The organism is Arenimonas fontis, assembly GCF_008386465.1.
Classification (GTDB): domain Bacteria; phylum Pseudomonadota; class Gammaproteobacteria; order Xanthomonadales; family Xanthomonadaceae; genus Arenimonas; species Arenimonas fontis.
Genome location: NZ_VUOD01000002.1, coordinates 304,444 through 319,581, shown reverse-complemented (window position 1 = coordinate 319,581; position 15,138 = coordinate 304,444). Strand labels below are relative to the sequence as shown.

Annotated in this window: 16 protein-coding genes; 8 read left to right on the top strand and 8 right to left on the bottom strand. The window is 70.0% G+C overall.

What is annotated here, in order from left to right; genetic code table 11:
• Positions 1-6 precede the first annotated feature (6 nt).
• The 7 genes from F0415_RS03895 to parE all read right to left on the bottom strand — a co-directional run bounded on the left by F0415_RS03895 (position 7) and on the right by parE (position 7,644).
• Entirely contained in the window at positions 7-843 is an 837-nt protein-coding gene (locus tag F0415_RS03895; protein ID WP_149859876.1) for a hypothetical protein, read from the bottom strand.
• Positions 840-2,819 (bottom strand): carboxypeptidase-like regulatory domain-containing protein, encoded by a 1,980-nt coding sequence (locus tag F0415_RS03890; RefSeq protein ID WP_149859875.1) that lies wholly within the window; start codon positions 2,817-2,819, stop codon positions 840-842. The genes F0415_RS03895 and F0415_RS03890 overlap by 4 nt, the downstream gene beginning before the upstream one ends.
• Positions 2,816-3,595 (bottom strand): hypothetical protein, encoded by a 780-nt coding sequence (locus F0415_RS03885; RefSeq protein ID WP_149859874.1) that lies wholly within the window; start codon positions 3,593-3,595, stop codon positions 2,816-2,818. Before F0415_RS03885 ends, F0415_RS03890 begins: the two co-directional genes overlap by 4 nt.
• Positions 3,596-3,597: 2 nt before the next feature.
• Positions 3,598-4,065: a hypothetical protein gene (locus F0415_RS12585; RefSeq protein WP_188310275.1), complete on the bottom strand. Its 468-nt coding sequence runs from the start codon at positions 4,063-4,065 to the stop codon at positions 3,598-3,600.
• Positions 4,062-4,703, bottom strand: coding sequence for a hypothetical protein (locus F0415_RS03875; RefSeq protein ID WP_149859873.1), 642 nt, complete (start codon positions 4,701-4,703; stop codon positions 4,062-4,064). The genes F0415_RS12585 and F0415_RS03875 overlap by 4 nt, the downstream gene beginning before the upstream one ends.
• 60 nt (positions 4,704-4,763) lie before the next feature.
• Entirely contained in the window at positions 4,764-5,336 is a 573-nt protein-coding gene (locus F0415_RS03870; protein ID WP_149859872.1) for a hypothetical protein, read from the bottom strand.
• 418 nt (positions 5,337-5,754) lie between these two features.
• Complete coding sequence (parE, locus tag F0415_RS03865; RefSeq protein WP_149859871.1) at positions 5,755-7,644, bottom strand: DNA topoisomerase IV subunit B; 1,890 nt, start codon at positions 7,642-7,644, stop codon at positions 5,755-5,757.
• Between the two features lie 169 nt (positions 7,645-7,813).
• On the opposite strand from parE, the gene F0415_RS03860 reads away from it, so the two are divergent.
• The 8 genes from F0415_RS03860 to F0415_RS03825 all read left to right on the top strand — a co-directional run bounded on the left by F0415_RS03860 (position 7,814) and on the right by F0415_RS03825 (position 14,503).
• Positions 7,814-9,472 (top strand): CTP synthase, encoded by a 1,659-nt coding sequence (locus F0415_RS03860; protein WP_149859870.1) that lies wholly within the window; start codon positions 7,814-7,816, stop codon positions 9,470-9,472.
• A complete protein-coding gene (kdsA, locus tag F0415_RS03855; RefSeq protein ID WP_149859869.1) occupies positions 9,472-10,311 on the top strand; it encodes a 3-deoxy-8-phosphooctulonate synthase in 840 nt (279 codons plus the stop codon). The genes F0415_RS03860 and kdsA overlap by 1 nt, the downstream gene beginning before the upstream one ends.
• Positions 10,312-10,352: 41 nt before the next feature.
• On the top strand, positions 10,353-11,639 hold the full coding sequence (gene eno, locus F0415_RS03850) for a phosphopyruvate hydratase (protein WP_149859868.1): 1,287 nt from the start codon (positions 10,353-10,355) through the stop codon (positions 11,637-11,639).
• Between the two features lie 8 nt (positions 11,640-11,647).
• Positions 11,648-11,977: a cell division protein FtsB gene (gene ftsB / locus F0415_RS03845; RefSeq protein ID WP_149859867.1), complete on the top strand. Its 330-nt coding sequence runs from the start codon at positions 11,648-11,650 to the stop codon at positions 11,975-11,977.
• Entirely contained in the window at positions 11,974-12,660 is a 687-nt protein-coding gene (ispD, locus tag F0415_RS03840) for a 2-C-methyl-D-erythritol 4-phosphate cytidylyltransferase (RefSeq protein WP_149859866.1), read from the top strand. The genes ftsB and ispD overlap by 4 nt, the downstream gene beginning before the upstream one ends.
• Entirely contained in the window at positions 12,660-13,145 is a 486-nt protein-coding gene (gene ispF / locus F0415_RS03835; RefSeq protein ID WP_149859865.1) for a 2-C-methyl-D-erythritol 2,4-cyclodiphosphate synthase, read from the top strand. Before ispD ends, ispF begins: the two co-directional genes overlap by 1 nt.
• Before the next feature lie 10 nt (positions 13,146-13,155).
• Positions 13,156-14,178 carry a tRNA pseudouridine(13) synthase TruD gene (gene truD, locus F0415_RS03830; RefSeq protein ID WP_149859864.1) on the top strand — a complete coding sequence of 341 codons (1,023 nt, stop codon included), beginning with the start codon at positions 13,156-13,158 and terminating at the stop codon, positions 14,176-14,178.
• 97 nt (positions 14,179-14,275) lie between these two features.
• A complete protein-coding gene (locus F0415_RS03825) occupies positions 14,276-14,503 on the top strand; it encodes a hypothetical protein (protein ID WP_149859863.1) in 228 nt (75 codons plus the stop codon).
• An 18-nt stretch (positions 14,504-14,521) separates the two neighbouring features.
• Here the strand turns inward: F0415_RS03825 and F0415_RS03820 are convergent, their stop codons facing one another.
• Positions 14,522-15,073, bottom strand: a complete 552-nt coding sequence (locus F0415_RS03820; protein WP_149859862.1) for a Smr/MutS family protein — start codon at positions 15,071-15,073, stop codon at positions 14,522-14,524.
• Between the last annotated feature and the right edge of the window lie 65 nt (positions 15,074-15,138).

The window sequence follows — 15,138 nt, the reverse complement described above, 5'->3', positions numbered from 1 at the left end:
CGGGCTTCAGGGGGCGGTTGCGGTTTCCGGGGCGGCGTCCGGCGGATACCGGGGGTCGAAGAAGCAAAGCGCGCGGCCGTCCGCGACCCGGCCCGGAACATCGCAGCTGGCCCGGTTGGCGCTGCGCCCGCCCAAGCCTTGCAGGCCGATCGTGGCTTGGCCACCGACGCTGTCGTCCACCGAGGCGTATTGCATCACGATGGCATGACTGCGGTGATACAGCACCGCCTGCATGCGCAGCGGCCGGCTGCTCGCCAGCGGGGCATTGCGTTCGAAGCCATCCCATTCGATCACCGTGCAGGCCTCGCTGCCTGCGACGCCGGCGCGCGGACAATCCTCGAAGAAGGCATGTCGCACCCGCGCCCCGGGCCGGGGCCGCAGGTCGTCGTGGTAGACGAAGATGCGGTCGAGGCTGGAGCGGGCGTTGTCCGCGCGCGCCGGCAGGCCGCAGCGGTTTCCGTAGTCGCTGCCGTCGTCCTGCGCGAAATCCGAGGCCGCGGCCAGATAGCCGTTGCCCGACACCACCAGCCGGTCGACGCGGGTCTGGAACAGTTCGAAGGGCCGGCGCAGCCTCAGCATCGCCGCCCGGTCGTCGGCCGCCGCGCCCGGGTGCCCGGCGACCAGCTCGAGCTCATGGCCCTGGCGGTCCAGGTCCAGCCAGGCGAAGCCGCACTGTGTAGAGCGGTCGTTGTCGGCAAGCCGATAGCCGTTGCCGCCGGGCAGGCCCTTGGCCAGCTCGCTGGCCTGCAGGCCGACCGCCAGCACGGCGGCCGACACCAGGCCAATCAGGCGCAGCAGCAGCCCGGTGGTGGCATTGCCGGCGCTGTTCGGCGGGGCGTTCATCGCTCCCTCCTGGCGCCGATGTCCACCACGGCGGCCTCGCGCACCTTGACCTCTACGCCGCGACGCTCGTCGGCGCCGTCCAGGAACCAGGGCAGGGGCAGGTTGTCCGGAATCACCACCAGCTCGTGCGTGCCGACCGCCACCCGCGGGAACTCGAAGCCGCCCTGGCTGTCGGTGCGCACCACGTAACGGCCGTCCAGCACCACGGTGACGTTCACCGCCGGCAGCTCCGAGGCCGAACGGACGCCATCGCCGTTCTCGTCCAGGAACACGCTGCCGCGGATGCTGCCGGTGGCGCTGCCGGGCGGGCCGCCCAGCACCATGGCCTGGCTGCCGGCCTGGCGCTCGTAGCGGATGCTCAGGAACAGCGAGCGCTCGCGCGGAATGGGGAAGAACTGGTCCGGCGGCGCCAGCGGGTCGATCAGGAAGGGCGAGCGCTGCTCGCCGGTGCTGCGGTAGACGCTGGCCTGCAACCACCAGTGCGTGGCCATGCGCCAGTTCAGGCTGAGGTTCATGTCCACGCCGCGGAAGGCCTCGGGGCCGTCGCCGCGGGTCCAGCGGACGTTGCCGTCCAGGCTGGTGCGATCGCCCAGCTCGATGCCGCCGAGCGCGGACAGGGTGAAGGTGTCGGTGCGGCCGACGTCCGCGGTGTCCTGCGTGCCCAGGCTGGCCGACACCGACAGGCGCGAGCCGCTGCGGACCGGCACGTCCTGGTCCAGCGTGAGCAGCCAGTCCTCGCGATCGCCGCCGCCGGTGCGGGCCTGGTCGAGCTGGACCCGGGTCAGGCCCCAGCGGCCGCGCCGATCAATGAACCAGCGGGTGCTGTAGTCGGTGGCGGTGGCGGAGTCGCGGATGTTGACGTTGCCGCCGACGCCGACGTTGTGGCGAAGCTGGTAACGGGCGAAGAAGGTGCCGTAGCTGCCTTCGAAGCCGCTGCCGCTGACCGAGTCTATGCGGTCCAGGCCGGCACTCCAGGTCCAGCGCGCGCCGTCGTGGCGCAGCCGGACGTAGCCGCCCTGGGCGTCGTTGTTGATCGGCAAGGCGCCCCAGGCGAGGCCTTCCTCGAGGCGAAAGAGACCGTAGTTCCAGGTATGGCGACCGCGACGCGACTGCGCGTCGACCCAGAGGCCGGTGGCGTCGCCCAGGTAGCCGGAACTCGAATGCAGGTGCAACTGGGCGCGGTGGTTCCCGCCCTCCCAGCCCGTGCTCAGCAGCACGGCTTCGGTGCGGCCGTCCTGGAACAGGCTGCCGGTGATCGGGTCCGGAACGATGAGCCCGTCGGTCGCCAGAGCCGTGGCCGCGCCGGTCCAGCCTTCGGACCAGCGCCACTGCGCACCGACGCTCGCCACGTTGCCGTCGGCCTGGTCGAAGGCCACGATGCGCGAACCGGAGAACACGCCTGCCCGGCCCAGCGCGCCCTGCAGATGCAGGCCGCTGTCCTCGTCCAGCCACTGGCTGGTGGCGCCCAGGAAGGGCACCGAGGGCAGGAAGAAGCGGTACTGGTCGCGTTGCAGCGGCACCAGCGGGGTGTTCAGCACGCCCAGGCCGTTGTCGGCGCGCCAACCGCCGTCGAATCGCAGGCCGCGCTGCCACAGGGTGGCCGAACCGATCCATTCGGCCGGCTCGCCGCGGACGCCGTCGCGCCGGAACACCGTGCCGTTCAGGGACAGGCTGCCCCAGCGCTCGGTTTCGCGATGGCCGCCGAAGTTCAGGCCGAACTCGGTGAAGTCCTCGTCGCCGCGTTCGACGTGGCTGAGCACGTTCTCCAGGCGCCAGCTGCGCGGCAGGCCGCTGGCGTCGAATTGCGTCTCCTCTTCCTCGGGCAGCGGCGCCAGGTCTTCGGGCGCGATCACCCGGTCCTGGTATTCCCCGGTTTCGCCGCCCCCGGCGTCCTGGCGGGCGGCGACCGGAAATACGTAGGGAAGGGCGAGCAGGAGGGCGAGGGCCAGGCGGGCCGGGGCGGGCGTCCTGGTCATCGCGCGACCGTCGCGTCCACGGGCAGGCGCTGGCCCCGCCAGTCCAGGCGACCCTGCAGGCGCAGCGGGAAGGCGATCGGGGGAACGGCGACTCCTTCGGGCTCGCCCATCGGGTACAGGGCGATGTCGCGCTGGCGGCCCGGCAGGATCGGGTCGTTGGCCGGGACGAAGGTCCAGCGACGGCCGTTGGCGTCGCGGCCGTCCAGCAGGCCCTGCAGCCTGCCGTGGGCAATGCCGTCGTTGCTTACCCGCAGTACGGGCAGGTCGCGGCCCTCGACGGTTTCGACGGCATGGCCGACGATGCGAAGCGCGGCGGCGGCGCCGGCGATGTCCAGGTAGACGATCACGCCGATCCGCCCGGCCACGGCCACACCGGCGCCGGTCTTCTGCGGCTCGCCCTCGATCATGATGGCGAAGCGGCACTGGCGGGCCGGCGTGCCCGGCGGCACGGCCACTTCGAAGCGGAAGCGCTTGCGGCCTTTGGGATCCAGGCGGATCTCGCGCGCCTCGAGGCCGACCCAGGGCCGGCAGCTGTCGGGTGCCAGCGCGTAGTCGAAATGCACGCCGCCCTTGTCGTCCAGATCCCAGTCGGCGGTGCGCACGCCGAAGCGGACCGCCTCCGGCGAAGCGTTCTGGATCTCGATGACGTTCCGGTAGGTGCTGCCGGGCTTGGCGGCATCCTCGAACCGGGGCGGCAGCACCTGGGCGGAAAAGCCCTGGGCCAGCACCGGTGCCGGCAGGAGCAGGCTCAGCAGCAGGGCCCCCTGGCGGAACATGATCAGGGATTCTCCAGTTCGATTTCGAAGTCGAAGTTCAGGGTTTCGCGATCTTCCAGCCCGTCTCCGTCGGCGACGATGGTCAACTGGAATACGTCCTGCAACTCGTCTGCGTCGATCAGGCCGGCGTAGACGAGCGCACGCTCGCCGCCGCGCAGCTGGCCGGGCAGCAGGCGGCCCTGGCTGCTCCAGCGGGCATGCACGCGCGTGCTGGCCGGCGTTTGCAGCACCTGGTAGATGCGGGCCCGCTGGCCTTTCCAGGGGCGGACGTTCAACCGCACCTGGACGGTGATGGTGCCGGACAGGGTCTGGACGCCGCCGCGGCCGGGCATGGGCTCGTCCCAGGCGAGCTTGAGCGTGCTGCCCAGCACCTGGCTGGCGCTGTCGTCCACGCGCATGGCCTGGCCCAGGGCCGCTGGCGAGGCCAGCAGCAGGCCCAGGCCCAGCAGCAGGAAGACGAGCCTGCTCATGGCTGCGCCAGCGTGAAGGTCACCGTGGCGTCGTAGGTGCCGGCGGCGACGAGATTCTGGTTGGCGTAGGTAAAGCTCATGCAGCTTTCCCGCCAGGAGTTGCGCGGAAAGGTCGTCAACTGGTTCTGGCCGGCGCTGAGCGTGCCTGCCGGGATCGGCTGCGGGCCCGTGTCTCCGTTGCCGCTGGTGGTCCAGCTGATCTCCGAGATGGGTATGGTGTGGCCGTCGGCGCTGACCAGGTTGGCCGGTGCCGTGATCAGCAACCGGGCCGGCTGGGCGCGCCAGCCGCCGTTCGAGGTGGTCCGGTAGAACCCGCCGATGTAGATCTGCCCGGGGTTGCAGAAGAGGTAGCCGTCGTAGTCGCTGGTCAGGCGGGGCGAGCCTTCCGTTCCCATGGCGATCGGGACGCCGTTGCCCACGGACCCGGCCGGGACCGTGACCAGGACGCGGTTGACGGCGCCGCCGGACACCGGCGTGCCGCCGGCGTTGTAGTTGCCGCCCGACATCAGGCCATCGCCCACGCGCAGGTATACAGCGCGCGGGTTCGCCGGCGCGATGTTCACGGTGTAGGCGGAAGCCAAGCTGGACAAGGCCAGCCCGCCGGCCAGTATGACCAACCGGGGCAGCGCGGTACGCATGATCCTCTCCGGGGTGCGGCCATCCTCACGGGATGGCCGCACCATTCGCCGGAAACGCCCTTACGGAGCGGCAGCGGTGTAGGTCACGGTGCCGTCGTACTGACCGGCGCCGACCACGGTGTTGTTGGCGTACTGGAAGGTCCAGTCGGCGGTGCGGTTGATCACGCCGGAGGCCGGAGCGTTCAGCGTGGTGGCGGCGGCGCCGACGGCCGGCACGGGGAAGTTGGCGTTGTCGGAGCTGGTGCCCAGGATCTCGGACCAGGGGATGGTGTTGGTGCCGTCGGTCAGGCCGCTGCCCGAGCCGGTCGCCGACAGGTTCACGTTGCCAACGTTGCTCAGCAGGCTGACCGGGATCGGCGCGCCGCCGGCATTGCTGCGGTTGATCGGGCTGCCGTCGCCGACATTGGCGGCCGGAACGTCGAACTGCACCAGATCCACGGTGCTGCCGGTGGAGCCGACCCGGAAGCTGATGAAGCGCGGGATCACCACGCGGAAGTTCAGGTCGGCGTTGGCCGAGAAGGCGCCGTTGCCGGTCTGGAAATCGGATTCGGCGAAGGCCGGGGTCATGGCGATCAGGCCGAGGGCCGCCACGCCCATGAGGGCGAGGCCTCGGATGCTACGGACAGTGTTCATGGAGATGTATTCCTCATTGGGGGTTGCGGGGAAACAGCCGGTTGGCCTTGCCCCGGCCATTTCCTGTGACCAGGGGCCGCTTGGAGCGGGCAGCCCATTCGAAGCAAGTAGCGTGCCAGCCTGCCCGGGACGGTCCGGGAGGCTTGAAGTGTGAACCAGATCACATGTTCAAGGCGCGGCCGACACGCGTTAGCAGGCCAGCAACGGCCATCTGGCCGATGAGCGGTCGGTTTTCCGGAGCCGGCGGCGGCAGAAATGTGACGCAGAACGTCACATTTCCGTGCCCGGGGTCACACTTTGGGCGGCTGGCGGCTGGCGGCTGGCGGCTGGCGGCCCGGGCCCGGTCAGGTCAGGTCAGGTCAGGTCAGGTCAGGTCAGGTCAGGTCCGACGGCGTGCGAAACGGATCCCGGCCCCGGTTCAGACCTCCAGCGAGGCCAGATCGCCCTTGGCCTCCAGCCAGGCCTTGCGGTCGGCGGCCCGCTTGCGGGCCAGCAGCAGGTCCATCAGGGCCCGGGTCTCGGCATCGTCGTCCACGGTCAGCTGCACCAGCCGGCGGGTGTCGGGGTGGATGGTGGACTCGCGCAACTGGGCCGGGTTCATCTCGCCCAGACCCTTGAAGCGGGTGACGCTGACCTGGCCGCGGATCCTTTCCCGCTCGATCCGGTCCAGCAGCAGCCGCTTCTCTTCCTCGTCCAGGGCGTAGAACACCTGCTTGCCGACGTCCACGCGGAACAGCGGCGGCATGGCCACGAACACGTGCCCGGCCTTCACCAGGGCGGGGAAGTGGCGCAGGAACAGGGCCGAGAGCAGGGTGGCGATGTGCAGGCCGTCGCTGTCGGCGTCGGCCAGGATGATGATCTTGCCGTAGCGCAGGCCGGCGATGTCGTCCGTGCCCGGGTCGCAGCCGATCGCCACGGCCAGGTCATGCACTTCCTGCGAGGCCAGCACGCCGCCGGATTCCACTTCCCAGGTGTTCAGGATCTTGCCGCGCAGGGGCAGGATGGCCTGGAAATCCTTGTCGCGGGCCTGCTTGGCGCTGCCGCCGGCGGAGTCGCCCTCGACCAGGAACAGCTCGGTGCGCGACAGGTCCTGGCTGCTGCAGTCGGCCAGCTTGCCGGGCAGGGCCGGGCCCTGCACCACCTTCTTGCGCACTACCTGCTTTTCGGATTTCAGCCGGGCGGTGGCGCGCTCGATCGCCAGCTGGGCGATGCGCGTGCCTTCCTCGACGTGCTGGTTGAGCCACAGCGAGAAGGCGTCGTGGGCGGCGCCTTCGACGAAAGCGGCGGCCTGGCGCGAGCTCAGCCGTTCCTTGGTCTGGCCGCTGAACTGCGGGTCGGTCATTTTCAGGCTGAGCACGAAGCTGATCCGGTCCCAGACGTCCTCGGGCGCCAGCCTGACGCCGCGCGGCAGCAGATTGCGGAAATCGCAGAACTCGCGCAGGGCGTCGGTGAAACCGCTGCGCAGGCCGTTGACGTGGGTACCGTGCTGGGCGGTCGGAATCAGGTTGACGTAGCTTTCCTGCACCAGATCGCCTTCCGGCACCCAGGCTACGGCCCAGTCGGCCACCTCGGTTTCCTTGGCCAGGTGGCCGGTGAACAGGCCGGCCGGCAGCAGTTCGCGCCCCTGCAGCTCGCCGCCCAGGTAGTCGCGCAGGCCGTCCTCGTAGCACCACTCGTTGCGCTCGCCGCTGGCGACATCGTGCAGGCGCACGGTCAGGCCCGGACACAGCACCGCCTTGGCCCGCAGCAGGTGGCGCAGTGCGCGCAGGGCGAACTTCGGGCTGTCGAAATACTTCGGGTCGGGCCAGAAGCGCAGGCGGGTGCCGGTGTTGCGCTTGCCGACGGCGCCCACCACTTCCAGGGCCGAGGCGCGGTCGCCGTCGCGGAACTCCATGCGGTGTTCCTGGCCGTCGCGCTTGATGAAGACTTCGACCTTCTTCGACAGCGCGTTGACCACGCTGACGCCGACGCCGTGCAGGCCGCCGGAAAAGGTGTAGTTCTTGCCGCTGAACTTTCCGCCGGCATGCAGCCGGGTCAGGATCAGCTCCACGCCCGGAATGCCTTCCTCGGGATGGATGTCCACCGGCATGCCGCGGCCGTCGTCGGCCACCTCGCAGCTGCCGTCCGGGTACAGGGTGACCTCCACCGTGCTGGCATGGCCGGCCAGGGCCTCGTCCACCGCATTGTCTATCACCTCCTGGGCCAGATGGTTGGGCCGGCTGGTGTCGGTGTACATGCCGGGCCGGCGCTTGACCGGATCCAGGCCGGAGAGGACTTCGATGTCGGCGGCGTTGTAGCGGGAGCTCATGCGTGTGACGTGCTCGGGAGGCGCGCGGGGCAGGCAGGATGGGCGCCGGGGCCGGAGCGGTCAAGCAGGGACGGGCCTGAACGGCAGGCAAGTGCTTGATGCCCGGGAAGAACTCGCCGATCACCGGCGGAGCCGGTAGAATGCCGTTTTCCAGCGCCCCCGCATTCCCATGACCCGTCTCATCTTCGTCACCGGCGGCGTGGTGTCCTCGCTCGGCAAGGGCATCGCGGCCGCCTCGCTGGGAGCCATCCTGGAGGCCCGCGGGTTGCGGGTCACCATGATGAAGCTCGATCCCTACATCAACGTGGACCCGGGCACCATGAGCCCGTTCCAGCACGGCGAGGTCTACGTTACCGACGACGGCGCCGAGACCGACCTGGACCTGGGCCACTACGAGCGCTTCGTCCGCACCCGGCTGACCCGCAAGAACTCGATCACCACCGGCCGTATCTACGAGAACGTCATCCGCAAGGAGCGCCGCGGCGACTACCTCGGCGGCACCGTGCAGGTGATCCCGCACATCACCGACGAGATCAAGCGCTGCATCTTCGAGGCCACCGACGGCTTCGACGTGGCCCTGGTCGAGATCGGCGGCACCGTCGGCGACATCGAGTCGCTGCCGTTCCTGGAGGCCATCCGCCAGATCCGCACCGAGCGCGGGCCGGACCAGGCCATCTTCATGCACCTGACCCTGGTGCCGTACATCGCCGCCGCCGGCGAGCTCAAGACCAAGCCGACCCAGCACTCGGTCAAGGAATTGCGCTCGATCGGCATCCAGCCCGACATCCTGGTCTGCCGCAGCGAGAAGCCGCTGCCGGACGGCGAGCGGCGCAAGATCGCCCTGTTCACCAACGTGCCCGAGAAGGCGGTCATCAGTTGCGTGGACGTGGACAACATCTACCGGCTGCCGCTGTGGCTGCACAGCCAGCAGCTCGACCAGATCGCGGTCGAGCGCCTGCGCCTGGAGGACAAGGCCGGCCCGGCCGACCTTTCCGAGTGGGAGGCGGTGGTGGACGCGGTCGAAAACCCGGTGGACGAAGTCACCGTGGCCGTGGTCGGCAAGTACGTGGACCATCAGGACGCCTACAAGTCGCTGGCCGAGGCGCTCAAGCACGGCGGCCTGCGCCAGCGCACCCGGGTGCGGCTGAAGTGGCTGGAATCCGAGCAGATCGAAAAGGCGGGAGTGGGCCTGCTTCAGGGCGTGGATGCCATCCTGGTGCCGGGCGGCTTCGGCGACCGCGGTTTCGAGGGCAAGGTGCTCGCCGCCCGCTACGCCCGCGAGCACCGCATCCCGTATTTCGGCATCTGCTACGGCATGCAGGCGGCGGTGGTGGACTACGCCCGCCACGTGGCCGGCCTGGAAGGCGCCAACAGCACCGAAAACGACCGCAACTGCCCGCATCCGGTGATCGGCCTGATCACCGAGTGGCGCACCGCCACCGGCGAGGTCGAGCGCCGCGACGAGAATTCCGACCTGGGCGGCACCATGCGCCTGGGCCTGCAGGAGCAGCGGCTCAAGCCCGGCACCAGGGCCCGCGAGCTTTACGGCAAGGACGTGGTCGGCGAGCGGCACAGGCACCGCTACGAGTTCAACAACCGCTACCGCAGCCAGCTCGAGGATGCCGGCCTGGTGATCAGCGCCAAGTCCATGGACGACCTGCTGGTGGAGATGATCGAGATCCCGGACCATCCCTGGTTCATTGCCTGCCAGGCCCACCCCGAATTCCTGTCCACCCCGCGCGACGGCCACCCGCTGTTCATCGGCTTCATCCGCGCCGCCCGCGAACACAAGGCCGGTGGACGCCTGCTCAAGGAGGCCAAGGCCTGATGGAACTGTGCGGCTTCGAGGTCGGCCTGGACCGGCCCATCTTCCTGATTGCCGGCCCCTGCGTGATCGAGTCCGAACAGCTGCAGGTGGACACCGCCGGCCGGCTGAAGGAGATCACCTCGGCGCTCGGCATTCCCTTCATCTTCAAGTCCAGCTTCGACAAGGCCAACCGCACCTCGGGCGAGAGTTTCCGTGGCCCTGGCCTCGAGGCCGGCCTGAAGGTGCTGGAGCAGGTCAGGCGCCAGGTCGGCGTGCCGGTACTGACCGACGTGCACGAATACACGCCCATGGACGAGGTGGCGGCGGTGGTGGACGTGCTGCAGACGCCCGCCTTCCTGTGCCGGCAGACCGATTTCATCCGCCGCGTCGCCTCGGCCGGCAAACCGGTGAACATCAAGAAGGGCCAGTTTCTCTCCCCCTGGGAGATGAAGCACGTCACCGACAAGGCAAGGGCCACCGGCAACACCCGGATCATGGCCTGCGAGCGCGGCGTCAGCTTCGGCTACAACAACCTGGTCTCGGACATGCGCGCGTTGGCGGTGATGCGCGATACCGGTTGTCCGGTGGTGTTCGACGCCACCCACAGTGTGCAGTTGCCCGGTGGCGCCGGCGGCAAGAGCGGCGGCCAGCGCGAGTTCGTGCCGGTACTGGCCCGGGCCGCGGTCGCGGTCGGCGTCAGCGGCCTGTTCATGGAAACCCATCCCGACCCGGACAAGGCCCTCAGTGACGGCCCCAATGCCTGGCCGCTGGGGCGCATGCGCGAGCTGCTGGAAACCCTGGTCGAGATAGACCGGGTCGCAAAGCGCCGCGGCTTTCTCGAGGCCGATCTCCGGCCGTAGGCAGTGGCCAATACCCTTTTCCAGACAAGCAACAGGATGTCATGACCACGATCACCAAAGTCCACGCCCGCGAAATCCTCGACAGCCGGGGCAACCCGACGCTCGAAGCCGAGGTCACCCTTTCCAGTGGCCATATGGGCCGCGCCGCCGTGCCCTCGGGCGCGTCCACCGGCACCAAGGAGGCGGTGGAGCTGCGCGACGGCGACAAGAGCCGCTATCTGGGCAAGGGCGTGCGCAAGGCCGTGGCCAATGTGAACGGCACGATCGCCGAGGCCATCAAGGGTTTCGACGCCACTGACCAGGCCGGCCTGGATGCCAAGCTGATCAACCTGGACGGCACCGAGAACAAGGGGCGCCTGGGCGCCAACGCGCTGCTCGGGGTGTCCCTGGCCAACGCGCACGCGGTTGCCGCCTCGCACGGCCTGCCGCTGTGGGCGCACCTGGGCCTGGGTCGCGAGGCAGTGTTGCCGGTGCCGATGATGAACATCATCAACGGCGGTGCCCACGCCGACAACAACGTGGACATGCAGGAGTTCATGATCCTGCCGGTCGGCCCGGGCAGCTTCTCCGAAGCCCTGCGTGCCGGCGTCGAGGTCTTCCACGCACTCAAGGCCGTGCTCAAGGGCCGTGGTCTCGGCACCGCGGTCGGCGACGAGGGTGGTTTCGCGCCCGACCTGCGCTCGAACGAAGAGGCCATCGAGGTCATCCTCGAGGCGATCGGCAAGGCCGGCTACACCGCCGGCGAAGACATCCTGCTGGGCCTGGACGTGGCCAGCTCGGAGTTCTACGAGAACGGCAAGTACAACCTGGTCGGCGAGGGGCGCCGGCTGTCGTCCGAGCAGTTCGTGGACTTCCTGGCCGGCTGGTGCGCCCAGTACCCGATCATCACCATCGAGGACGGCATGGCCGAGCACGACTGGGACGGCTGGAAGCTGTTGACCTCTCGCCTGGGCGGCAAGGTGCAGCTGGTCGGCGACGACCTGTTCGTGACCAACCCGCGCATCTTCCGCGAAGGCATCGACCAGGGCGTCGGCAATGCCATCCTGATCAAGGTCAACCAGATCGGAACCCTGACCGAGACCCTGGACGCCATCGCCATGGCCGATCAGGCCGGGTATGCCGCCGTGGTGTCGCACCGCTCAGGCGAGACCGAGGACACCACCATCGCCGACATCGCCGTCGCCACTACCGCTACCCAGATCAAGACCGGTTCGCTGTGCCGCAGCGACCGGGTGGCCAAGTACAACCAGCTGCTGCGCATCGAGGAGGCCCTGGCCGGCAAGGCCCGCTACGCCGGCCGCGATGCCTTCGTCAGCCTGACGCGGTGAGGTAGGCCTTGCGCCGCTGGTGGGCCTACGCATTGCTGCTGCTGGTCCTGGTGGCCCTGCAGGCCAAGCTCTGGTGGGGCGAGGGCGGCATGGCCGAGGTCGAGGCCCTGCAGGAGCGCGTGGACGAACAGCGGCGCGAGAACGCCCGCCTGAAGCAGCGCAACGACGCGCTGTCGGCCGAGGTCGAGGATCTCAAGTCCGGCGAGGCCGCGATCGAGGAGCGCGCGCGCAGCGAGCTGGGCATGATCCGCCCGGGCGAGACCTTCTACAGGGTGGTCGAGCCGGCGCCGGTCGCGCCCCGCGAGGACACCGCGGACGACACGGAGCCGAGGCGATGAGCTGGGCGGTGCTGCCCGCCGCCGGGCGTGGCCTGCGTTTCGGAGCCGGCCTGCCGAAGCAGTACCTCGAACTCGCCGGCCGGCCCTTGATCGAGCACAGCCTGCGCGCCGTACTCGACCACGACGACGTGGACGGCGCCATGGTGGTGCTGGCGGCCGGCGATCGGCACTGGCCGGGCTGGCGCGAGATCGGTGGCAAGCCCGTGCTCGTCTGCACTGGCGGCGCCGAACGGGCCGAATCGGTGTTGGCCGGGCTGCGCGCGCTGCCGGCCACCGTCAGCGAGGATCAGTGGGTGCTGGTGCACGACGCTGCCCGGCCCTGTCTGCGTCGGGCCGATCTGGCCCGCCTGTTGGCCGTGGGTCGGGCCGATCCGGTCGGGGCGCTGCTGGCGGCCCCGGTGCGCGATACGCTCAAGCGCGCGGACCATTTGGGCAAGAGTCAGGCCACCGAGCCGAGGGAATGGCTGTGGCGGGCCCTGACCCCGCAGCTGTTCCGGCGCGGGGGCCTGACCCGCGCGCTCGATGCTGCCCTGCGCGCCGGCGTCGCCGTCACCGACGAAGCCATGGCGATGGAACGTCTGGGCCTGCGTCCCTGTCTGGTCGAGGGTGCCGAAGACAACATCAAGGTGACGACGCCGGCCGACCTGGCGCTGGCCGAGTTCATTCTGGGGAAGGACAGGTGATGAGCGGGCAGATCCGGATCGGGCAGGGCTTCGACGTGCACGCTTTCGGGGACGGTGACCACGTCATGCTGGGCGGGGTGCGGGTGCCGCACGACCGGGGAGTTCTCGCGCATTCCGACGGCGACGTGGTGATCCACGCCCTGTGCGATGCCATCCTCGGCGCCCTGGCGCTGGGCGACATCGGCAGGCACTTCCCGCCCTCGGATCCGCGCTGGAAGGACGCCGACAGCCGCATGTTCCTGCGCCACTGCGCTGCCTTGGCCGGCGAGCGCGGCTGGACCCTGGGCAATGCCGACCTCACCGTCGTCTGCGAACGCCCAAAGGTTGGCCCGCATGCCGAAGCCATGCGCGCCAACCTCGCCGCCGATCTGGGTGCGGACATCGGCGCGGTCTCCGTGAAGGCCACCACCTCCGAGAAGCTGGGCTTCACCGGTCGCGGCGAGGGCATCGCCGCCCTGGCGGTGGTGCTGTTGACGCGGGCCTGAGCCTGCCGGCGTGAGCAGGGAGCTGCCGAGGGCCTGGGGCGGACCGGTGTTGACCGGCTGCTTCCGGGCCTGTCCCGAGGACTTCCAGGTCGAGGAACTGCCCGCCTTCGACCCCTCTGGGGAAGGCGAGCACCTGCTGCTGGAAGTCGAAAAGCGGGGCATGAACACGCTGTTCGCCGCCCGCCTGCTGGCGAGTGCCGCCGGCATCCCGGAATCGGCGGTCGGCCATGCCGGCCTGAAGGATCGGCACGCCCTGACCAGGCAGCGTTTCAGCCTGCACCTGCCGCGCCGGCAGCTGCCGGACCTGTCCGGCCTCGGCGGCGACCTGCGCGTACTGTCGGCGCAGTGGCACGGCCGCAAACTGCAGCGCGGCGCCCTGGCCGGCAACCGGTTCCGGCTGCGGCTGACGGCGATCGGCGGCGACCGCGAAGCGGCCGCGGAAAGGCTGCGCGCGATCGCGGCCGGCGGGCTGCCGAACTACTTCGGCGAGCAGCGCTATGGCCGGGCCGGCGACAACGTGGAATCGGCCAGGGCCATGTTCGCCGGGCGGCGGGTGCGGCGCGAGCAGCGCTCCCTTTATCTGTCGGCGGCCCGTTCGGCCCTGTTCGACGCGGTGCTGGCCCGGCGGGTGGAGCAGGGCAACTGGCGCGGCGGACTGGAGGGCGAGGTCTGGATGCTGGACGGCAGCCACAGCCTGTTCGGCCCCGAACCGATGACGCCGGCGCTGGCGGCCCGGGCTGCCGCGCTGGACATCCATCCGACCGGCCCGCTCTGGGGCCGCGGCCAGCTGCGCAGCGGGGCGGCGCTGGCGGAGCTCGAACGGGCGGTCGCGGCGGCCGAGCCGGCGCTGTGCGCGGGCCTGGAGGCCGCCGGATTGCGCCAGGAGCGCCGCGCCCTGCGCATCCGGGTGGCCGACCTGGCCTGGAACTGGGAGGGAGACACCCTCTGCCTGGATTTCGCCTTGCCGCCCGGTGCCTACGCCACCGTGTTGTTGTGGGAGCTGGGACGCTTCTCGGGCGGAGATTCCGACTGACAGCTGAACGACTCTGTCGGCGGCGAACTCCGAGGAAATCTCCCGGGAGTAACCTCGGGAGCGTGGTTTCCCTAGACAGCGTCAACGGGAGGTCGCCATGAAAGCAGTCATTCTTGCTCTTGCAGCCGTCAGCATCCTCGCCCTCACAGCCTGCGTGTCCACGTCCAGCACCTACGCGCAGCGCCTTGGGCCGGCACCGCGGGTCCAGTACGACACCGAGTACATGGCCAAGGTCGAGGCTGCCAACCGCCAGGTCGGTTCGCGGGTGGTCTGGATCAACCCGCCCACCAAGCCCGTGGAAGAGGAGGTCGCCTCGGCCGACTGAGGCCTGCCTGGCTGCAGCTCAGTCCCGCCGTGCCAGCAGCACCAGCACGGCGCCGGTTCCTCCCATCGCTTCGGGTGCCGAGGCGTAGGCGAGTACGTCCGAACGCTGGCGCAGCATCCGGTCCACCAGGGCCTTGAGCACCGAGCCGCCTTCGGCGGAGCGCAGGCCCTTGCCGTGGATGATCCGGACGCAGCCGATACGCTCGGCCCGAGCCTCGGCCAGGAAGGTGCGCAGGTGCCGCTCCGCCTCGGCGGCGCGCAGCAGGTGCAGGTCGAATTCGGCGCCGACGCTGTAGCCGCCCCGGCGCAGTTGCTTCAATACCTTTTCCGGGACTTCGTCGCGACGCCAGCCCAGGGCTTCGGCCGCTTCGATGGCGCCGGCATGACGCAGGGGGTCGCGTGACTGCGCTAGCGCCTCGGCCTCGTCCCGGGCACGCATGCGGGCCCGCGGCGCAGGGCGTGGCGGGGCCGGGGCCTCCGGCGCCGGATCCAGCGGACGCACCTCGCCGACCGCCGCGCGGAACAGCGACGCGTCCTCGGGACTGACTTCGGGTGCCGGACGTCTGCTCATGATCCAAGCCTAGCGCGCCGGGCGACGGGGGCAACGGGGCCCCGATCCGGGGCCTTCCGTTATCA